We start from the raw sequence: 14156 nt of genomic DNA, 5'->3' as shown, positions 1-14156 counted from the left end.
CAGTGCACGTCAGCGCTCAGCGGTGCGCTGTCGATAGAGGTCGCTGGCCCGGGTCAGGTGATTGCCCATGGCCCGGGCGGCGCCTTCAACGTCATGAAGGGAGAGATAGTGCACGATGTCACGATGCTCTCTGAGCGTGACGTCCTCGGCGCCCTGAAAGCTGACGATCGCGGCGTGATAGTCCTTGAGCCAGTGCAGCATGCCCCGCGACGTTGCCGCGAAGATGGGGTTGCCGGTCATGTCGGCAATCGCATGATGAAAGGCCATGTCGCAATCGATGAAGGCGGCCCCGGTCGGCTGTTTTTCCATCTCATCGATCAATGATTCGAGATGAGCGATGTCCTCGGGCGTGGCCCGGGCCGCGGCCATGCGCACCATGCCGGTTTCGAAAAAAAGTCGCGCCTGAATGAGATGGTCGATGTTCTCCTCGGAGTTCGACAGCAACAGTCGCGCGGTGGTGTCGAACTGATCGATCATCGAGGAGACGCTGAACTCGCTGACACGTGCCCGCTCCCCGTGGGAAATGGTGATCAATCCCCTTGAGGCCAGGCTCTGCATCGCCTCGCGAACGGCCGGACGCCCGACGCCGAAGCGGGCCATCAACTCACGTTCGGGCGGCAGCTGATCACCCGGGCTCAGCGACCCGCCGCGAATCTCTTCCAGCAGCCTGTCCAGCACTTCATCAGAAAGCTTGCGCCGTCGAATCGGCTCATCGGAGGTTGGAAACATCAAAGCGATTTCCTTGTATGAAACAGGTCATGACCAGCGTTTTGGCGTCATGACCGTATGATGGGCAGCCGCCTCGTAGGCGGCGTCTACCAGTGCCAGCGTGTTGTAATTGTCCCTGCCCGAGGTATCGGCTTCAACGCCTGCGTGATGGCATTCAAGCCAGTGGGTCTGAAAGGCCACCACACTTTCCTGAATGATCGTCCAGGGCGGCGTGCTCCAGTCCGGGGCGTCAACAATTACCTCGTGGCTCTTGCAGCCATCACGAGTGTGAATATGAATCTTTTCATCTGCCGTCAGCCGCAGCGAGCCACGGGTGCCGTCGATGTCGATCAGCGTCTGCGGAAAAGGGTTGGGCGTGAGATGGGTGGCATAGCTGCAGTCGACGATCGAGGTGGCGCCGCCGTCATGACGCAGCATCATGGTCGCGACGTCCTCGCCCTGGATGTCGGGATTGATGCGGTTCGTCTCGCAGCTTAAACGGCTGACATCACCAAGGAGCGCGCGGGCAATATCTAGCACGTGAATGCCTAGATCCTCGATGATAAAACGCTCGGCCTGGGCCAGATATGGCTGGCTTTTGTAGACATCAAAGCCGTTGCGATAGCTGATGCGCCCGAAAAAGGGCATGCCGATTTCATTGTTGCGCAGATGTCGGATCACCTCGCGCACGGCGTACTGCCAGCGAAAATTCTCGTGAATGCTCAGGGGCACGCCCTTTTCCAGACAGTACTGGATCAGGGTATGGGCCCGCTCGGGTGATCCGGCAAAGGGTTTCTGGCAGATAATGGCCACGCCGTGGTCGGCGGCCAGTCTGATCAGCGATTCATGGGCCGGGGTGGGGGCCGCAATATCGACAAAATCGAGCGCACACTGCTTAAAAAGGATTTGCGCTTCGGCAAAGGTGCGCGCCACGCCAAAATGGGTCTGAAAGTGCTTGCGCCGTGCCGGGTCCGGATCGCAGACCGCCACGACCTCGACTTCCGACAGTGACTGCCACGCCTTCATCTGATTTTCGGCAAAAAAACCGCAGCCGATCAGTGCCCCTTTCATGCTGTTTCTCCCTTCATGTTGATTCTCCCGCGCTGTTACCGGCGGCCGATAGGGCACGCGTCTGTCGATTAAGGTCCTTGATGATGATGATGTCATCATACCAATGGTCGAATATCAGCCGGTCTGCCCTGCCTAATATGCTCGACGCCAGTCATCCTGTTCGGGAGCAAGGGCATGAACGACCGCCACTGGCGAGAACGACATTACGGCACAACGCTGACCGAATCGCCGGTCACGCACCATGAGACAGGGGCGCTGTCGTTTGATCGTCAGGACGGCGCCCTGCACATGCTTTGTTACCGCGGTATCGAGTGTGTTCGTGGTATCCACCCGGTTATTCGTGACGATCAGTGGGGCACGCATGCCCTGGTAACCACCGCCGAAAGTGTCGAGGTCGACGTGACAGGCATTGAGCTGATCCATGAATTTAAAGCGGCCGAAGGGGCGCTGTCGGGCCGGTTTAAAACGCGCCTTGATGATCGCGGGGTAGACGTGTCGCTGACCCTGACCGCGGCCAGAACGATGCTGACCTGTCGCAGTGGGCTGATTGTGCTGTTGCCTCTCAAGGGTGTGGTCGGCCGCCCGGTAGAGATCACGCACGGCGATGATTCCCGGGCTTTATCCCGCTTTCCCGAACTGATCAGCCCCGGCCAGCCCTTTTTCGATATCAAGGGGCTGAACTACACGGTGCGACATGGCCCCACCGTTCGACTGTTATTTGAAGGCGAGGTGTTCGAGATGGAGGATCAGCGCAACTGGTCGGACGCCTCCTTCAAGATCTATAGCCGCCCGCTGGCCTGGCCCATACCTTATGTCATCGAAGCCGGTGAGACGGTCGTGCAGGGGTTTTCAATGCAGCTTGAAGAGCATGGCCATGACGTCTCCTGATATTTACCCGTGCACGCCTGTCCTGCTGGCCGATCATCGTTTGCCTGCCATCGGCTGCGGGCTGTGGCTGGATCGTGCGCTGGATGCCTCCCATCTGGAGCGCTACCTGAGCGCCCTGCAACCGCATCATCTCGACATCGTGCTGGATGTGGCCGTGCCGGAGAGTCACACAAGGCTGGAGGTCGTCATGGCGCAGTGTGCTGTCTGTGACGTCGCGCCCTGGCTTTATGTGATCTGTGACAACGAGCAATTTGAAGACGACCTGGCGCGACTGGCCCGTTGGTGTGATGACAGCGATTTCTCGCCTGCCGGAATGCTGGTCACACCGCGCGCCTATCTCAAGAGCTACCAGCCCGATGGTGACTGGCCTGATGGTGCCTCGCCGGCCCGGGTGCTGGCATTTGCCCGGCAGCTGTGGCCTGAAACACCGCTGGGTGGCGGTTTTCCCATTTACTTCACTGAACTCAACCGCTGCCGGCCCGACCCGGAGCGCATCGATTTCATCACCCACGCCCTTTCTCCGATCGTGCATGCTGCCGATGACGGTTCGGTGATGGAAACGCTTGAAAGCCTGCCCCATATCTTCAAAAGCGCTCGGGCGCTGGCGCCGGAAGCTCCCTATCGAGTGACCACCACGGCCATCGGGGCCTGGACCAATCCCTATGGCGAGCGGCTGACGGCCAATGAGGGCATGGCGCGGGTCACGCTCAACGATAACGACCCTCGCCAGCGAGGGCTTTTTGGCGCGACCTGGTCAACCGGGGTGGTCGCTCGTGCCGCGCAAGGGGGAGTAGAAGCGCTGACGCTCTCCTCACTGGGCCCGCCATTTGATGTTGCAGGTGACACGCCGTATCCGATTTTTCACGTGCTGCGTGGGCTGATTCGCGGTGGCGGCCGGCCGCTGCTGGTCTGGCCGCAGGCGCCTGATCATGTGGCCGCGATCGGCTGGCAGGCGCCTGACGGGGCGTGTGACGAGCTGTGGCTGGCCAATCTTTCGACCGAGCCGGTCACTCTGGCCCTTCACGGCGTCAAAGTATGTGGTGCGGCCCTGCTGGACGCGCATACCCCGCTTGAAGACGTACAGTGGATGGCGCATCTACAGCCGGTTTCCTCACCGATCACGCTGCCGGCCTTCGGGGTTTTGCGGCTGTTGCTTGAGTAGGCATCGACGTGCATGTGCGACCTGAGTCGTATTGCACAAGTGGTATGATGAGATGATGATCACCTCGCGCCTGGCCAAGCCCTGATTAAAGTCAGTTGCGACAAGACGACCGACTTTTGCCCATTCATACCGGTTCACTGCCGTTGAAACGGCAGCGGGAGTGAAGTGATCATGTCTCACGCGTCCAATGATGCCGTGGCGGCGTCTGCCATTCGAAAGGTTGCCATGCGTCTGGTGCCTTTCGTGGCGCTCATGTTTTTCATCAACTATCTCGACCGTACCGCGATCTCGTTTGCCGCCCCCAACGGCATGAACAGTGATCTGGCTCTGAGCGCGGCTCAGTTCGGTTTTGCCTCCGGTATCTTCTTTCTGGGCTATATCCTGCTGGAAGTCCCCAGCAACATGGCCCTGCATCGCTTTGGTGCCCGCAAGTGGCTGGCCCGCATCATGGTGAGCTGGGGTGTGGTTGCCCTGCTTTTTACCTGGGTCGATAGTGCCAATGGGCTTTACGCCCTGCGCTTTGCCCTCGGGGTGGCCGAAGCCGGCTTCTTCCCCGGTGCAATTCTCTTTTTGAGCCTGTGGGTGCCGTCGCGCTATCGCAGCCGCATTCTGGCGCTTTTCTATCTGGCCCAGCCGCTGACCACCGTAATCGGGGCGCCGCTGGCGGCCTCGCTGATTCAGCATGACGGTGTCTTTTTCGGCCTGGCGGGCTGGCGTTTCATGTTCTTTGGCGTGGCCATCCCCGCGATTGTCATGGGGATCGTGGCCTGGTTTTATCTGGTGGACCGCCCGGCCGATGCGCGCTGGCTAAGCGTTGAGGAAAAGCGCTGGCTGACCGAGGAGCTGGCCCGCGAATCCCGCGAGAAAAGCGGCGGTGATCACGGCCGTCACGGTCTGAAAATTGCCTTTACCAATGGTCGGGTCTGGACGCTGGCGCTGATCTATTTCGGCTTCATTTACGGCCTTTATGCGCTGGCCTTCTTTTTGCCCACCATCATCGGCGGCTTTGAGGCGCAGTTCGGCACTCGATTTGATCTGATGCAAAAGGGGCTGATCACCGCGATCCCTTACCTGCCGGCCGCGATCGTGCTCTATCTCTGGTCGCGCGATGCTACCCGGCGTGGCGTGCGCAGCTGGCATGTGGCCCTGCCGGCCTTTACCGGTGCGATCAGCGTGCCGCTGGCGCTTTATATGGATTCCCCGGCGGCGACCGTGGCCGTGATTACCGTGACGGCCTGCTCGATCTTTGCGGCCCTGCCCAACTTCTGGACGCTGCCAACCCGCTTTCTGGATGGCGCCGCAGCCGCTGCAGGCGTGGCACTGATCAACACCGTGGGGAACATGGCCGGCTTTTCGTCGAGCTATCTCACCGGCGCCCTGCATGACCTGACCGGCAGCTATACCGTACCGATGTTCGTGGTTGGCGGTTTCATGCTGATGTCGGGCATTTTGATGCTGGCGATCAGCCGCGTGCCCCGGCCCGACTCGGGAACGCGCATGCCCGGCGGCGTCCATGCCCACTGATCCTTTTACCCCGGAGACCCCATGGCTACTGGATTGAGTACCTACGCCTTTTTCTGGCGCGGCTCGGAGCAGGTCGAAACGCCCATGACGCTGGAGGCGATGCTGGAAGAGACCGCCGAGCTGGGAGGGAAGGTCTTTCAGATCTGTGACTATCCGGCCATCGAGACCTTTGATGAGCCACGACTCACGGCGCTGCGCGATCGGGCCCACGCCCTGGGCATCGTGCTGGAGCTGGGCACCCGCGGGATCGCCACCGAGCATCTTGAGCGCTATCTGACACTGGCCCATGTGCTGGGCGTGCGTTTGATTCGCAGCATGCTGTATGCCGGTGAGGATCGTCCGACGCTGGATCAGGCCATACAGCGGCTCGAACAGATCCTGCCGGCACTTAGACAGCAACAGGTCACGCTGGCGCTGGAGACCTACGAGCAGGTCAGCGTCGAGACTTTGATGCAGGTGATCGAGGTCATCGATGACGACCGCATTGGGATCTGTCTGGACCCGGGCAACTGCGTGGCGGCACTCGAGCTGCCTGAGGCCGTCATCGCCCGCACGGCGGGTCGAGTGGTCAATCTGCACATCAAGGATTTTGCCTTTTCCCGCGCGCCGGGCTGGGTCGGCTTTCAACTGACCGGCTGCCCGCTCGGCGAAGGACTTTTACCGCTGAAGGCGATGCGCGAGGCCGTCAATCCCGAGGCGCGTGGCATCAACGAGATCATCGAGCACTGGCTGCCCTGGCAGCAGGACGAGGCCACCACCTGTGCGCTGGAAGCACAGTGGACCCGTCACAACATGACATTTTTAAGGAGTCATCATGGATAACGTTTATCAGCACATCGCGATGGTCGGTGCCGGCGGCAAGATGGGCATGCGCATCTCGGCCAATCTCGAAGGCAGCAGCAGCCACATCTATTACTGCGAAAATGCCCCCGCCGCGCAGGAAAAAATGCGTGAGGCCGGTCGTGAGGTCAGCGATATCGAACAGGTCATCGAACAGTGTGATCTGGTGATTCTGGCCGTGCCCGACATCGTGCTTGGCAAGGTCTCCGAGGCTCTGGTCCCGCGCATGAAGGCCGGGGCCACGGTGCTTACGCTCGACCCGGCCGCAGCCTATGCCAATCTGCTGCATCAGCGTGATGAGATTCACTACGCGGTCGCCCACCCCTGCCACCCGTCGGTCTTTCTGGAACGTCGCAGCGATGAAGAATGGGCCGACGCCTTTGGCGGCAGTGCCGCCACACAGTCGGTGGCGGCTGCCTTTGAGCAGGGCAGCGACGCAGAACGCGCCTCGCTTGAAACGGTGATCTGTCAAATGTATGGCCCGGTCGACAAGGTGCACTGGATGACCGTGACACAGCTGGCCTATCTTGAGCCAACGCTGGTGGAGACCGTGGCCTGCATGGTCGGCACCTTCATGAAGGAAGCGCTGGATGAGACGGTCGAGCGCACTGGTGTGGCCCGTGAGGCGGCCGAGGCGATGCTCTACGGCCATATCCAGATTGCACTTGCCGTGGCGTTTCGCAGCACCAATCCGTTCTCGGATGCCTGCATGATCGCCATCGATTACGGGCGTGAAAACATCCTGAAGGATGACTGGAAGAAAATATTTGAGCAGGAAGAGCTCGACAAGGTCATCGCGCGGATGCTCAAGATCGACCAGGTGCGTCGCGACCCGCAGATCTCTTAAGCGCTCGCCAGATCCTGGCCGGTCAGGCATCGCCCTGCGCCAGCCATGAGATCACTCCGGGGCCGGACATCTGTTGTCCGGCCCCGTCTATTTTTGTGCGCCCTTTTATTTCTGCCTGATTGGCAAGACGTCCATTTAGACAACGCTACTTCTGCTGCAAGCGCTCCAGCGTGCGTCGATAGGCACCGCTTCGCACCGCCTTGCTGATCATCGGCATCGCGCCTTTGATGCCGGTACGCACCGCCTGTCGCTGCAGGCGCGACATTCGCAGCTCAAGCATCTCACCGGCCCAGTCGGGCAACAGATCGATCCCCGCACGCATGAACAGCGCTCCGGCCGGACGCAGGACGAGATTGCGCGGCGGGGCATCCAGCAGCACCTCAATGACCTCTTTGGTACGCTCATCGCATACCAGCTCACGCCGTATTCGCGCAAGATAGTCCTCTACCGCCGCACGGCTGTCCGGAACATTGCGCGCCCCCAGCGCCTCGGCAATGCAGGCGGTCTCGAAGAAGTAGAGATCCTGTTGGGCGTGGCTCAGGTGTGGATTGCGATAGCGCAGATGCGCCGCCAGGAAGCGGCTCATTTCGGCCACATGCACCCACACCAGCAGGTCGGGATCATCGGCGGCGTAGGCGCGTCCATCTGCGGCGTGGCCCTTCACGTATTCGTGCACCCGGCGCACGCGGGCGATCGCGGCTTCGGCCTGCTCAAACGTGCCAAAGCTGGTCGTGGCAATGAAGTCGCTGGTGCGCCTGAGTCGCCCGATCATGTCCTCGCGAAAGCGCGAATGATCCCAGATGCCGGCCAGTGCCAGTGGGTGCAGCATCTGCAGCAGCAGCGCGCTGATGCCGCCGCACATCATGGGCGTGAAATCGCCGTGAAGGTTTCTGACCAGGCCGTCGCGGGGAAAGGGACCGGGATTTTGATCGGTACGTGCCTGCCCCAGACGTTGAACCATGGCATCACGCAGAAAGGTCGAGGTCATGGGCGTGTGGCTCGCGTGCCTGGCCAAAACGGCCATGAAAGAGGGTCGTCAGGACGTGCCTGATCTGTCTTGAGTGTAGGACAGTATGCGCGGGGCATGACGTGTCACCTCTCACCGCCCCGCCTCCTGAGATGATGGAGTCGGGTCCGGTCCGGTCATCGGCATCGTTCTGGGCCGGCAGATGCGGAGACAGCTTCCCGGCCAAGGGGACTGCCAGAGATCAGACCTGGCGCAGCGTTTGAACAGTACAGAAACATGGTGGAGAAGCCGTATCAAAATGCTTCAGTGCTGCCACCTGGCATTCGCTGGCAGGCCGTGTTAACGCTTCTATCTCCACCATGTATGACGATGCTTCGCTCAAGGCGATGAGGGTACGTCTTCCCTAACGGATGTTGGCGTATCGGCGCGCGATGCGTCGTGGCCAGTTTCTTTGATCCATTGCATCGCCACTGCAAGATCGCGTGAGATACCGGTCAATCGCAGATGATCGCCGCTCTTGGCAAACAGTGCATAGGGGTAGACTCCGCGTTCAAATGTCCCGTCATTTGGTAGTGCATAGTTGAGCCCCGCCGGGCGGTCATCGCCATTGGCTATCGCGTCTTCCAGCTCCGGCAGACGCAGATACCAGACCTGCTGGCATTTTTTCTGGTATTGAGATTGGGTTTCGGGAAAGAGGCCCCCATAGCCGGCCGGTTCGGCTTGCGCGAAGGTAGCCAACAGCGTCTCGAGGTCAGGGGCCACAGGCGAATCCAAATGGCCGGCGGATTTCATAAGGCCGCGGGCGACGTTGTGAGGAGCGCGAGTCTCCATATCGATGCTGGCGCGCATGATTCGCGAGAAATCGGCGTCGTCGATCCGATTGTTGTTTTCCTCAAAAGCCTTCTTGAGGTCCGAAACGTTGGAAGAGAAGCGTTGACGCCAATCTTTATAAAGTTGATCAATACCGGGTGAGTCTTCAAATGCAGTTTCACAGTGGTCGGGTACTTCAGGCTCCGATCCACGCTTTGTCCATTCGGTTGGAATGCCTTTGGCCGCGCAAGCCTCGCAGTGCAACGAGTCGTCGCTTTCGCGAGTAAAGTGCAGCCGTTTATCTGAATCGAACAGCGCGCAGTTAGCACTCGCATAGCGAGGCGATATCAGCAGAATATCGAAACCATCTTCGGTGGGGCAGACTGGCAGGGCACCGTTTAACGGCTGATCCATGCCCTTGAATGTGTTGAAGAACGCGTAGGCCTTATCATCGGAAGATAGCTGCAGGCTGGGATAGACGAGCTGGCGCAAGTCACCGTCGCGTACACCACTCACAATGGCCTCGGCGTTGAGGTAATCCGCCGGCAGGTAGCGGGCAGTGATGATTGGCTGGTCATGATGAGCATTAAATTGCCCGTCGTATGCGCCTCCCCTCAAGGCGTCTTCCGTAGATAGCTCGACGGGCGACAGATGCCATTGGGTAGTGTTCTCATTGTATTCCAGCATCTTGCCGTGCAAGCCCTTGTCATCCACAACGGCAGCGCGAATGCTGGCGGCCTTTACGTCGGTAGATACCTTTCGAATTGCGCCGGCTTCGACCGGAATCAGCGTTTCACCTGATTGTGTAATCAGTCCGTGCCGGCCATTCTTTGTGACCTCGAAAAGCATCTGTCGGTAGCTATCCTCGAAGACATTGACCGAATCAAAGCTTGGCTCTACCGGACACTCACCCGAAAGCAGACTGCACATGCCCGTTTTGTTGTCGCGGGTGACCCGATATATCTGCCCGCTATTCGACAGCCGGCGTGCTGAATCGAAATTTGCAGGAAGAATCGTGTCGCCGTTCGTGTCGATGCTACCAAAATGCTGGTTTTTTCGGACGTAGAAAAAGTGCCGGGTTGGGTCACCCTCCCAGCGTTTGACGGTGATCAGGTCGAGTCCGTCCCATTCTGCGGAAACGATTTCATGACCATCAGTGTCTGCCACGCCGACTTTGCCATTGCCGCCATCCGGCCAGGTATCAGGGGCAACACGTAGATAGATCTCGGCTTGCTTGTCTTCGTTGAGCGGGTAGATCAGGGCATAAGTTGGTGCGATGCGCTCGCTTCCATCGGCACCGATTAACCCCATCTTGTCGCCGAGTTTCACGATGGCGGCATCGCTCCCGTAGATCGGGTTGATTTCATCGTAGCGCCCGCTGAGTGATATGTCTTCGCCGCTAAATGGATCAAGAACGCGTTGGTTCACGACCAGCAGCTTCGGCTCACGCCATATCCTGACGTCGGAAACCTGATCAAGATTAGCGACAATACTGCCGTCAGAGTCGTATACGGTGGTGCGTCCATGATCTCGATCCGGCTCGAAGGTTGAGGCAAGTGCCAGTCCTTCCCATAGTTCGATGTCGTCATACTCGGTCGGTACTATGACATCGCCGCTGTGAGGGTTAATGACACCAGCTTTCCCTTCGCGCTTTGCAATCCACTGGTCATTGCTAGAGAACAGATCCGGCAGGCGGTCATATTCAATGGGCGTCCGTTGCTTGCCATCCAACCCGAATACGCCATGCTTACCCTCCCGCTCGACAATAAACGCGCCGCTATCGCGTCTCAGATCAATCCCATCGTATTCTGGAGCGAGAATCCATTGCCCATCAGAGGATAGAACCCCCTTTTTGGCTGTGTAAGGGGTATCACGGTTATCACCGGTGTAAACAAGTACTTCATCATCGAGCCGTCTCGTTCCCAACACATGATCGGCGATGACCTCGCCTGTTTTGGTGTCGATAATCTGAGCATGGTTATCCAAACTCCGAACCGTCAGCGCTTCGTTATCGTATAAATATTGAGGTGAGTCAGCAGCTTCGGAATCGATGGAAACGAGCATCGAACCAATGGACATTAGCAATACAATGAACACGCAGTTGAAAGAGGCGCTGAGATACCACGCTTTTTCAGGAATCTTGCGAATAGAGTGCATAAAAATCATCACCAATCATTTCAGCTAATTGGAAGTACGCCGACTGCCCCCGACTGCCTACACTTGACCGTACTGGCCGGCGGCGTCGCCCAGCCAGCGGCGAATCAGCGGTTCGATCGACTCGGGCGCCTGGTCGAGCATGGCACGGGTCAGCTGGCGGACCGAGTCGAGCAGGTCACGGTCGCGGGTGAGATCGGCAATCTTCATGCCGACCAGGCCGGTCTGACGGGTGCCGAGCACTTCGCCGGGGCCGCGCAGCTCCAGATCCCGTTCGGCAATGCGAAAGCCGTCATTGGATTCGCGCAGCACCGCCAGGCGCTCGCGGGAAGTGTCCGACAGCGGCGGGTGGTAGAGCAGCACGCAGAAGCTCTCCACCTTGCCACGACCGACCCGGCCTCTGAGCTGGTGCAGCTGGGCCAGGCCCAGACGCTCGGGATTTTCGATGATCATCAGACTGGCGTTGGGGACATCCACGCCCACCTCGATGACTGTGGTGGCGACCAGCAGGTCCAGCTCGCCGTCGCGAAAGGCGTTCATCACCTCGGCCTTCTCGGCGGCCTTCATGCGACCGTGCACCAGCCCCACCTGAAATTCCGGCAGCGCCTCGGTCAGGGTGTCGCGGGTGACCTCGGCGGCCTGACAGGTCAGCGCTTCGGACTCCTCGATCAGGGTGCAGACCCAGTAGGCCTGACGACCGGCCAGACAGGCGTTGCGAATGCGCTCGGTCACTTCACCGCGACGCTCATCGGACACTGCCACTGTCTTTACCGGCGTACGCCCGGGCGGCAGCTCATCGATCACCGAGACGTCCAGATCGGCGTAGGCGCTCATCGCCAGCGTTCGGGGAATGGGTGTGGCGGTCATGATCAACTGATGCGGCGTGGTGGTGCTGCCACCGTCCGTGCCGACCTCGCCCTTCTGGCGCAGGGCCAGGCGCTGGTGGACGCCGAAACGGTGCTGTTCATCGATCACGGCCAGGCCCAGCCGTTGAAAATGCACATCGTCCTGAAAGAGTGCGTGGGTGCCGGCCACGACCCGGGCACGCCCTTCACTGATCATCGCCTTGGCTTCAAGTCTGGCCTTGCCCTTGAGCTTGCCGGAGAGCCACGCCACTTCGATGCCCAGCGGCTCGAACCAGCGCTTGAGGCTCTTGTAGTGCTGCTCGGCGAGCAGTTCGGTCGGCGCCATGAGCGCGGCCTGATAACCACCGGCCACGGCCTGAAGCATGGCCATGGCGGCCACCACCGTCTTGCCGGAACCGACATCGCCCTGCACCAGTCGCAGCATGGGCGTGGTCTGACTAATGTCGGCGCTGATCTCGCTCAAGACCCGGCGCTGGGCGCCGGTCAGCGAAAATGGCAGCTGGGTCAGAAATCGAGTGGCCAGCCCGCCGCTGGCGGGCAGGGCCGGCGCCGCATCGTCCTGAATGCGCAGTCGAATGCGATAAAGGCTCAGCTGGTGGGCCAGCAGCTCCTCGATCGCCAGTCGGCGCTGGGTGGGGTGATGGCCATCGGCCAGGGTCTCCAGCGGCGCATTCGGCGGCGGAAAATGCAGGTAATCCAGCGATTCGCGCAGCGCCGGCAATCGAAAGCGGGTCCGGATGGTGTCGGGAATCAGCTCCTCGAGCGTGAGGCTGCCCTGGTCGAGGTGTTCAAAGGCCTGGCGGATCAGGGCGCGCAGCCGCGGCTGGGCCAGCCCTTCGGTAGTGGGATAGATCGGCGTGAGGGTCTCTTCGACTTCCTCTCCGGTATCGTCCTTTAAAAGACGATATTCGGGGTGATACATCTCAAGGCCGGTACTGCCGGAGCGCGCCTCGCCAAACAGGCGTATTCGGGTGCCGCGGGCAAACTGCCCGACCTGAGCCTGGGAGAAGTGGAAAAAGCGCAGCGACATGATGCCCGAGCCGTCACGCAGGCGGACCAGCAGGCTGCGCTTGCGGCCCTGGATCACGTCAGAAGCGGTAACCTCGCCTTCCACTACCGCTTCGCTTCCGGCGCGCAGACCCGCAATCGGGGTGACCCGGGTACGGTCCTGATAGCGCAGCGGCAGATGAAAGAGCAGATCTTCTACCACCTGCAGCCCGAGGCGCTCCAGGCGCTCTCGCATCGCCGGCCCCACGCCCTTGAGCGTATCGAGATCCGTCGTGCCGCTGACCGGGGCGTGCGAGGGTGCGGCGCTCATTGCGGATTGATGGTCCGGTGGCAGGCCTTGATGGCGCGCGTAATGGCGTCAATCGCCTTGGGCCGTGGAAAGCTGGCCCGCCAGGCCAGTGCCACGGTGCGATACGGCGCCGGGTCCTTGAACGGACGCGTTTCCAGCAGCCCACTGGCATAATGGACGCTGCCGGTAGCGGACTGAGGCACCACGGTAATGCCGAGCCCCGAGGCCACCATGTGACGAATGGTTTCCAGCGAACCGCCTTCGGCGATCAGGGTGTTGCCGGGCTGGTGCACGTGATCCTTGATGGTCGGGCAGGCTTCCAGCACCTGGTCACGAAAGCAGTGGCCCTCGCCCAGCATCAGCATCTTTTCGTCGTACAATACGTCCCGGTCGATCTCCTTGCGAGAGAGCCAGGCATGGCCGGCCGGCAGCAGTACCTCAAAGGGCTCTTCATAGAGCGATTTGGTCAGTACGTCGGGCTCGGCAAAGGGCAGCGCCACGATAATCACGTCCAGCTCGCCGGAGCGCAGCTTGCGCCGCAGTTCGCCGGTCAGATTCTCTTCGATGTAAAGCGGCATCTGCGGCGCTTCCTCGGAGAGCGTGGGGATCAGATGCGGGAAGAGATAGGGCCCAATGGTATGAATGGCCCCGACCCGCAGCGGACTGGAGAGCTGGTCCTTGCCTTCATTGGCCAGCTCCTTGATGGCGCTGGCCTGTTCGAGCACGCGACTGGCCTGCTCGACGATCCTTTCGCCCAGCGGGGTGACCTGGACGGTGGACTTGCTGCGCTCAAACAGCGCCACGCCAAGTTCTTCCTCCAGTTTCTTGACCGCCACCGACAGGGTCGGCTGGGAGACGAAGCAACGCTCGGCGGCGCGTCCGAAATGACGCTCCTGGGCCAAGGTTACGATGTAACGAAGTTCTGTTAGAGTCATGTAGCAGACCGAGCCAGCACGTGGAACAGGGAGTTGTCGCATGAAGCGACCGTTCAACTCAGGGCCTTATAGTCAAACCTTATCGGC

Annotated in this window: 11 protein-coding genes; 5 read left to right on the top strand and 6 right to left on the bottom strand. The window is 60.3% G+C overall.

The window, feature by feature from the left end:
- Positions 1-9: 9 nt before the first annotated feature.
- Both nanR and ACUN8C_RS16920 read right to left on the bottom strand, forming a co-directional pair.
- Positions 10-729, bottom strand: a complete 720-nt coding sequence (gene nanR / locus ACUN8C_RS16925; protein WP_445620323.1) for a transcriptional regulator NanR — start codon at positions 727-729, stop codon at positions 10-12.
- Between the two features lie 27 nt (positions 730-756).
- Complete coding sequence (locus ACUN8C_RS16920; protein WP_445620322.1) at positions 757-1779, bottom strand: Gfo/Idh/MocA family protein; 1023 nt, start codon at positions 1777-1779, stop codon at positions 757-759.
- A 174-nt stretch (positions 1780-1953) separates the two neighbouring features.
- Here ACUN8C_RS16920 and ACUN8C_RS16915 point away from each other — a divergent pair, with 174 nt between their 5' ends.
- From ACUN8C_RS16915 to ACUN8C_RS16895, 5 genes are all read left to right on the top strand, one after another.
- A complete protein-coding gene (locus ACUN8C_RS16915) occupies positions 1954-2667 on the top strand; it encodes a hypothetical protein (RefSeq protein WP_445620321.1) in 714 nt (237 codons plus the stop codon).
- Positions 2654-3829 (top strand): hypothetical protein, encoded by a 1176-nt coding sequence (locus tag ACUN8C_RS16910; protein ID WP_445620320.1) that lies wholly within the window; start codon positions 2654-2656, stop codon positions 3827-3829. The genes ACUN8C_RS16915 and ACUN8C_RS16910 overlap by 14 nt, the downstream gene beginning before the upstream one ends.
- A 171-nt stretch (positions 3830-4000) precedes the next feature.
- Positions 4001-5353: an MFS transporter gene (locus tag ACUN8C_RS16905; protein WP_445620319.1), complete on the top strand. Its 1353-nt coding sequence runs from the start codon at positions 4001-4003 to the stop codon at positions 5351-5353.
- A gap of 21 nt (positions 5354-5374) precedes the next feature.
- Positions 5375-6175 (top strand): sugar phosphate isomerase/epimerase family protein, encoded by an 801-nt coding sequence (locus ACUN8C_RS16900; protein WP_445620318.1) that lies wholly within the window; start codon positions 5375-5377, stop codon positions 6173-6175.
- On the top strand, positions 6168-7040 hold the full coding sequence (locus ACUN8C_RS16895; protein ID WP_445620317.1) for a phosphogluconate dehydrogenase C-terminal domain-containing protein: 873 nt from the start codon (positions 6168-6170) through the stop codon (positions 7038-7040). Before ACUN8C_RS16900 ends, ACUN8C_RS16895 begins: the two co-directional genes overlap by 8 nt.
- Positions 7041-7185: 145 nt before the next feature.
- Here the strand turns inward: ACUN8C_RS16895 and ACUN8C_RS16890 are convergent, their stop codons facing one another.
- The 4 genes from ACUN8C_RS16890 to ACUN8C_RS16875 form a co-directional block, all read right to left on the bottom strand.
- The gene (locus ACUN8C_RS16890; RefSeq protein WP_445620316.1) at positions 7186-8028 is read right to left on the bottom strand and encodes an oxygenase MpaB family protein; all 843 of its coding nucleotides are present in this window, start codon (positions 8026-8028) and stop codon (positions 7186-7188) included.
- A gap of 357 nt (positions 8029-8385) precedes the next feature.
- Positions 8386-10983 (bottom strand): WG repeat-containing protein, encoded by a 2598-nt coding sequence (locus ACUN8C_RS16885; protein ID WP_445620315.1) that lies wholly within the window; start codon positions 10981-10983, stop codon positions 8386-8388.
- Between the two features lie 48 nt (positions 10984-11031).
- On the bottom strand, positions 11032-13155 hold the full coding sequence (recG, locus tag ACUN8C_RS16880) for an ATP-dependent DNA helicase RecG (RefSeq protein WP_445620314.1): 2124 nt from the start codon (positions 13153-13155) through the stop codon (positions 11032-11034).
- Entirely contained in the window at positions 13152-14069 is a 918-nt protein-coding gene (locus ACUN8C_RS16875; RefSeq protein WP_108841241.1) for a hydrogen peroxide-inducible genes activator, read from the bottom strand. Before ACUN8C_RS16875 ends, recG begins: the two co-directional genes overlap by 4 nt.
- Positions 14070-14156 lie beyond the last annotated feature (87 nt).

This window comes from Kushneria sp. Sum13 (genome assembly GCF_052692355.1).
Note: the sequence above shows the minus strand (reverse complement) of the source record. Positions and strands in the feature narration are given on the sequence as shown.

What these genes read in the sequence shown, in the direction of transcription:
- recG (WP_445620314.1), bottom strand. Translation starts at nt 13,155, where the DNA reads ATGAGCGCCGCACCCTCGCACGCCCCGGTCAGCGGCACGACGGATCTC.
- ACUN8C_RS16915 (WP_445620321.1), top strand. Translation starts at nt 1,954, where the DNA reads ATGAACGACCGCCACTGGCGAGAACGACATTACGGCACAACGCTGACC.
- ACUN8C_RS16895 (WP_445620317.1), top strand. Translation starts at nt 6,168, where the DNA reads ATGGATAACGTTTATCAGCACATCGCGATGGTCGGTGCCGGCGGCAAG.
- ACUN8C_RS16920 (WP_445620322.1), bottom strand. Translation starts at nt 1,779, where the DNA reads ATGAAAGGGGCACTGATCGGCTGCGGTTTTTTTGCCGAAAATCAGATG.
- ACUN8C_RS16875 (WP_108841241.1), bottom strand. Translation starts at nt 14,069, where the DNA reads ATGACTCTAACAGAACTTCGTTACATCGTAACCTTGGCCCAGGAGCGT.
- ACUN8C_RS16910 (WP_445620320.1), top strand. Translation starts at nt 2,654, where the DNA reads ATGACGTCTCCTGATATTTACCCGTGCACGCCTGTCCTGCTGGCCGAT.
- nanR (WP_445620323.1), bottom strand. Translation starts at nt 729, where the DNA reads ATGTTTCCAACCTCCGATGAGCCGATTCGACGGCGCAAGCTTTCTGAT.
- ACUN8C_RS16885 (WP_445620315.1), bottom strand. Translation starts at nt 10,983, where the DNA reads ATGATTTTTATGCACTCTATTCGCAAGATTCCTGAAAAAGCGTGGTAT.
- ACUN8C_RS16890 (WP_445620316.1), bottom strand. Translation starts at nt 8,028, where the DNA reads ATGACCTCGACCTTTCTGCGTGATGCCATGGTTCAACGTCTGGGGCAG.
- ACUN8C_RS16905 (WP_445620319.1), top strand. Translation starts at nt 4,001, where the DNA reads ATGTCTCACGCGTCCAATGATGCCGTGGCGGCGTCTGCCATTCGAAAG.
- ACUN8C_RS16900 (WP_445620318.1), top strand. Translation starts at nt 5,375, where the DNA reads ATGGCTACTGGATTGAGTACCTACGCCTTTTTCTGGCGCGGCTCGGAG.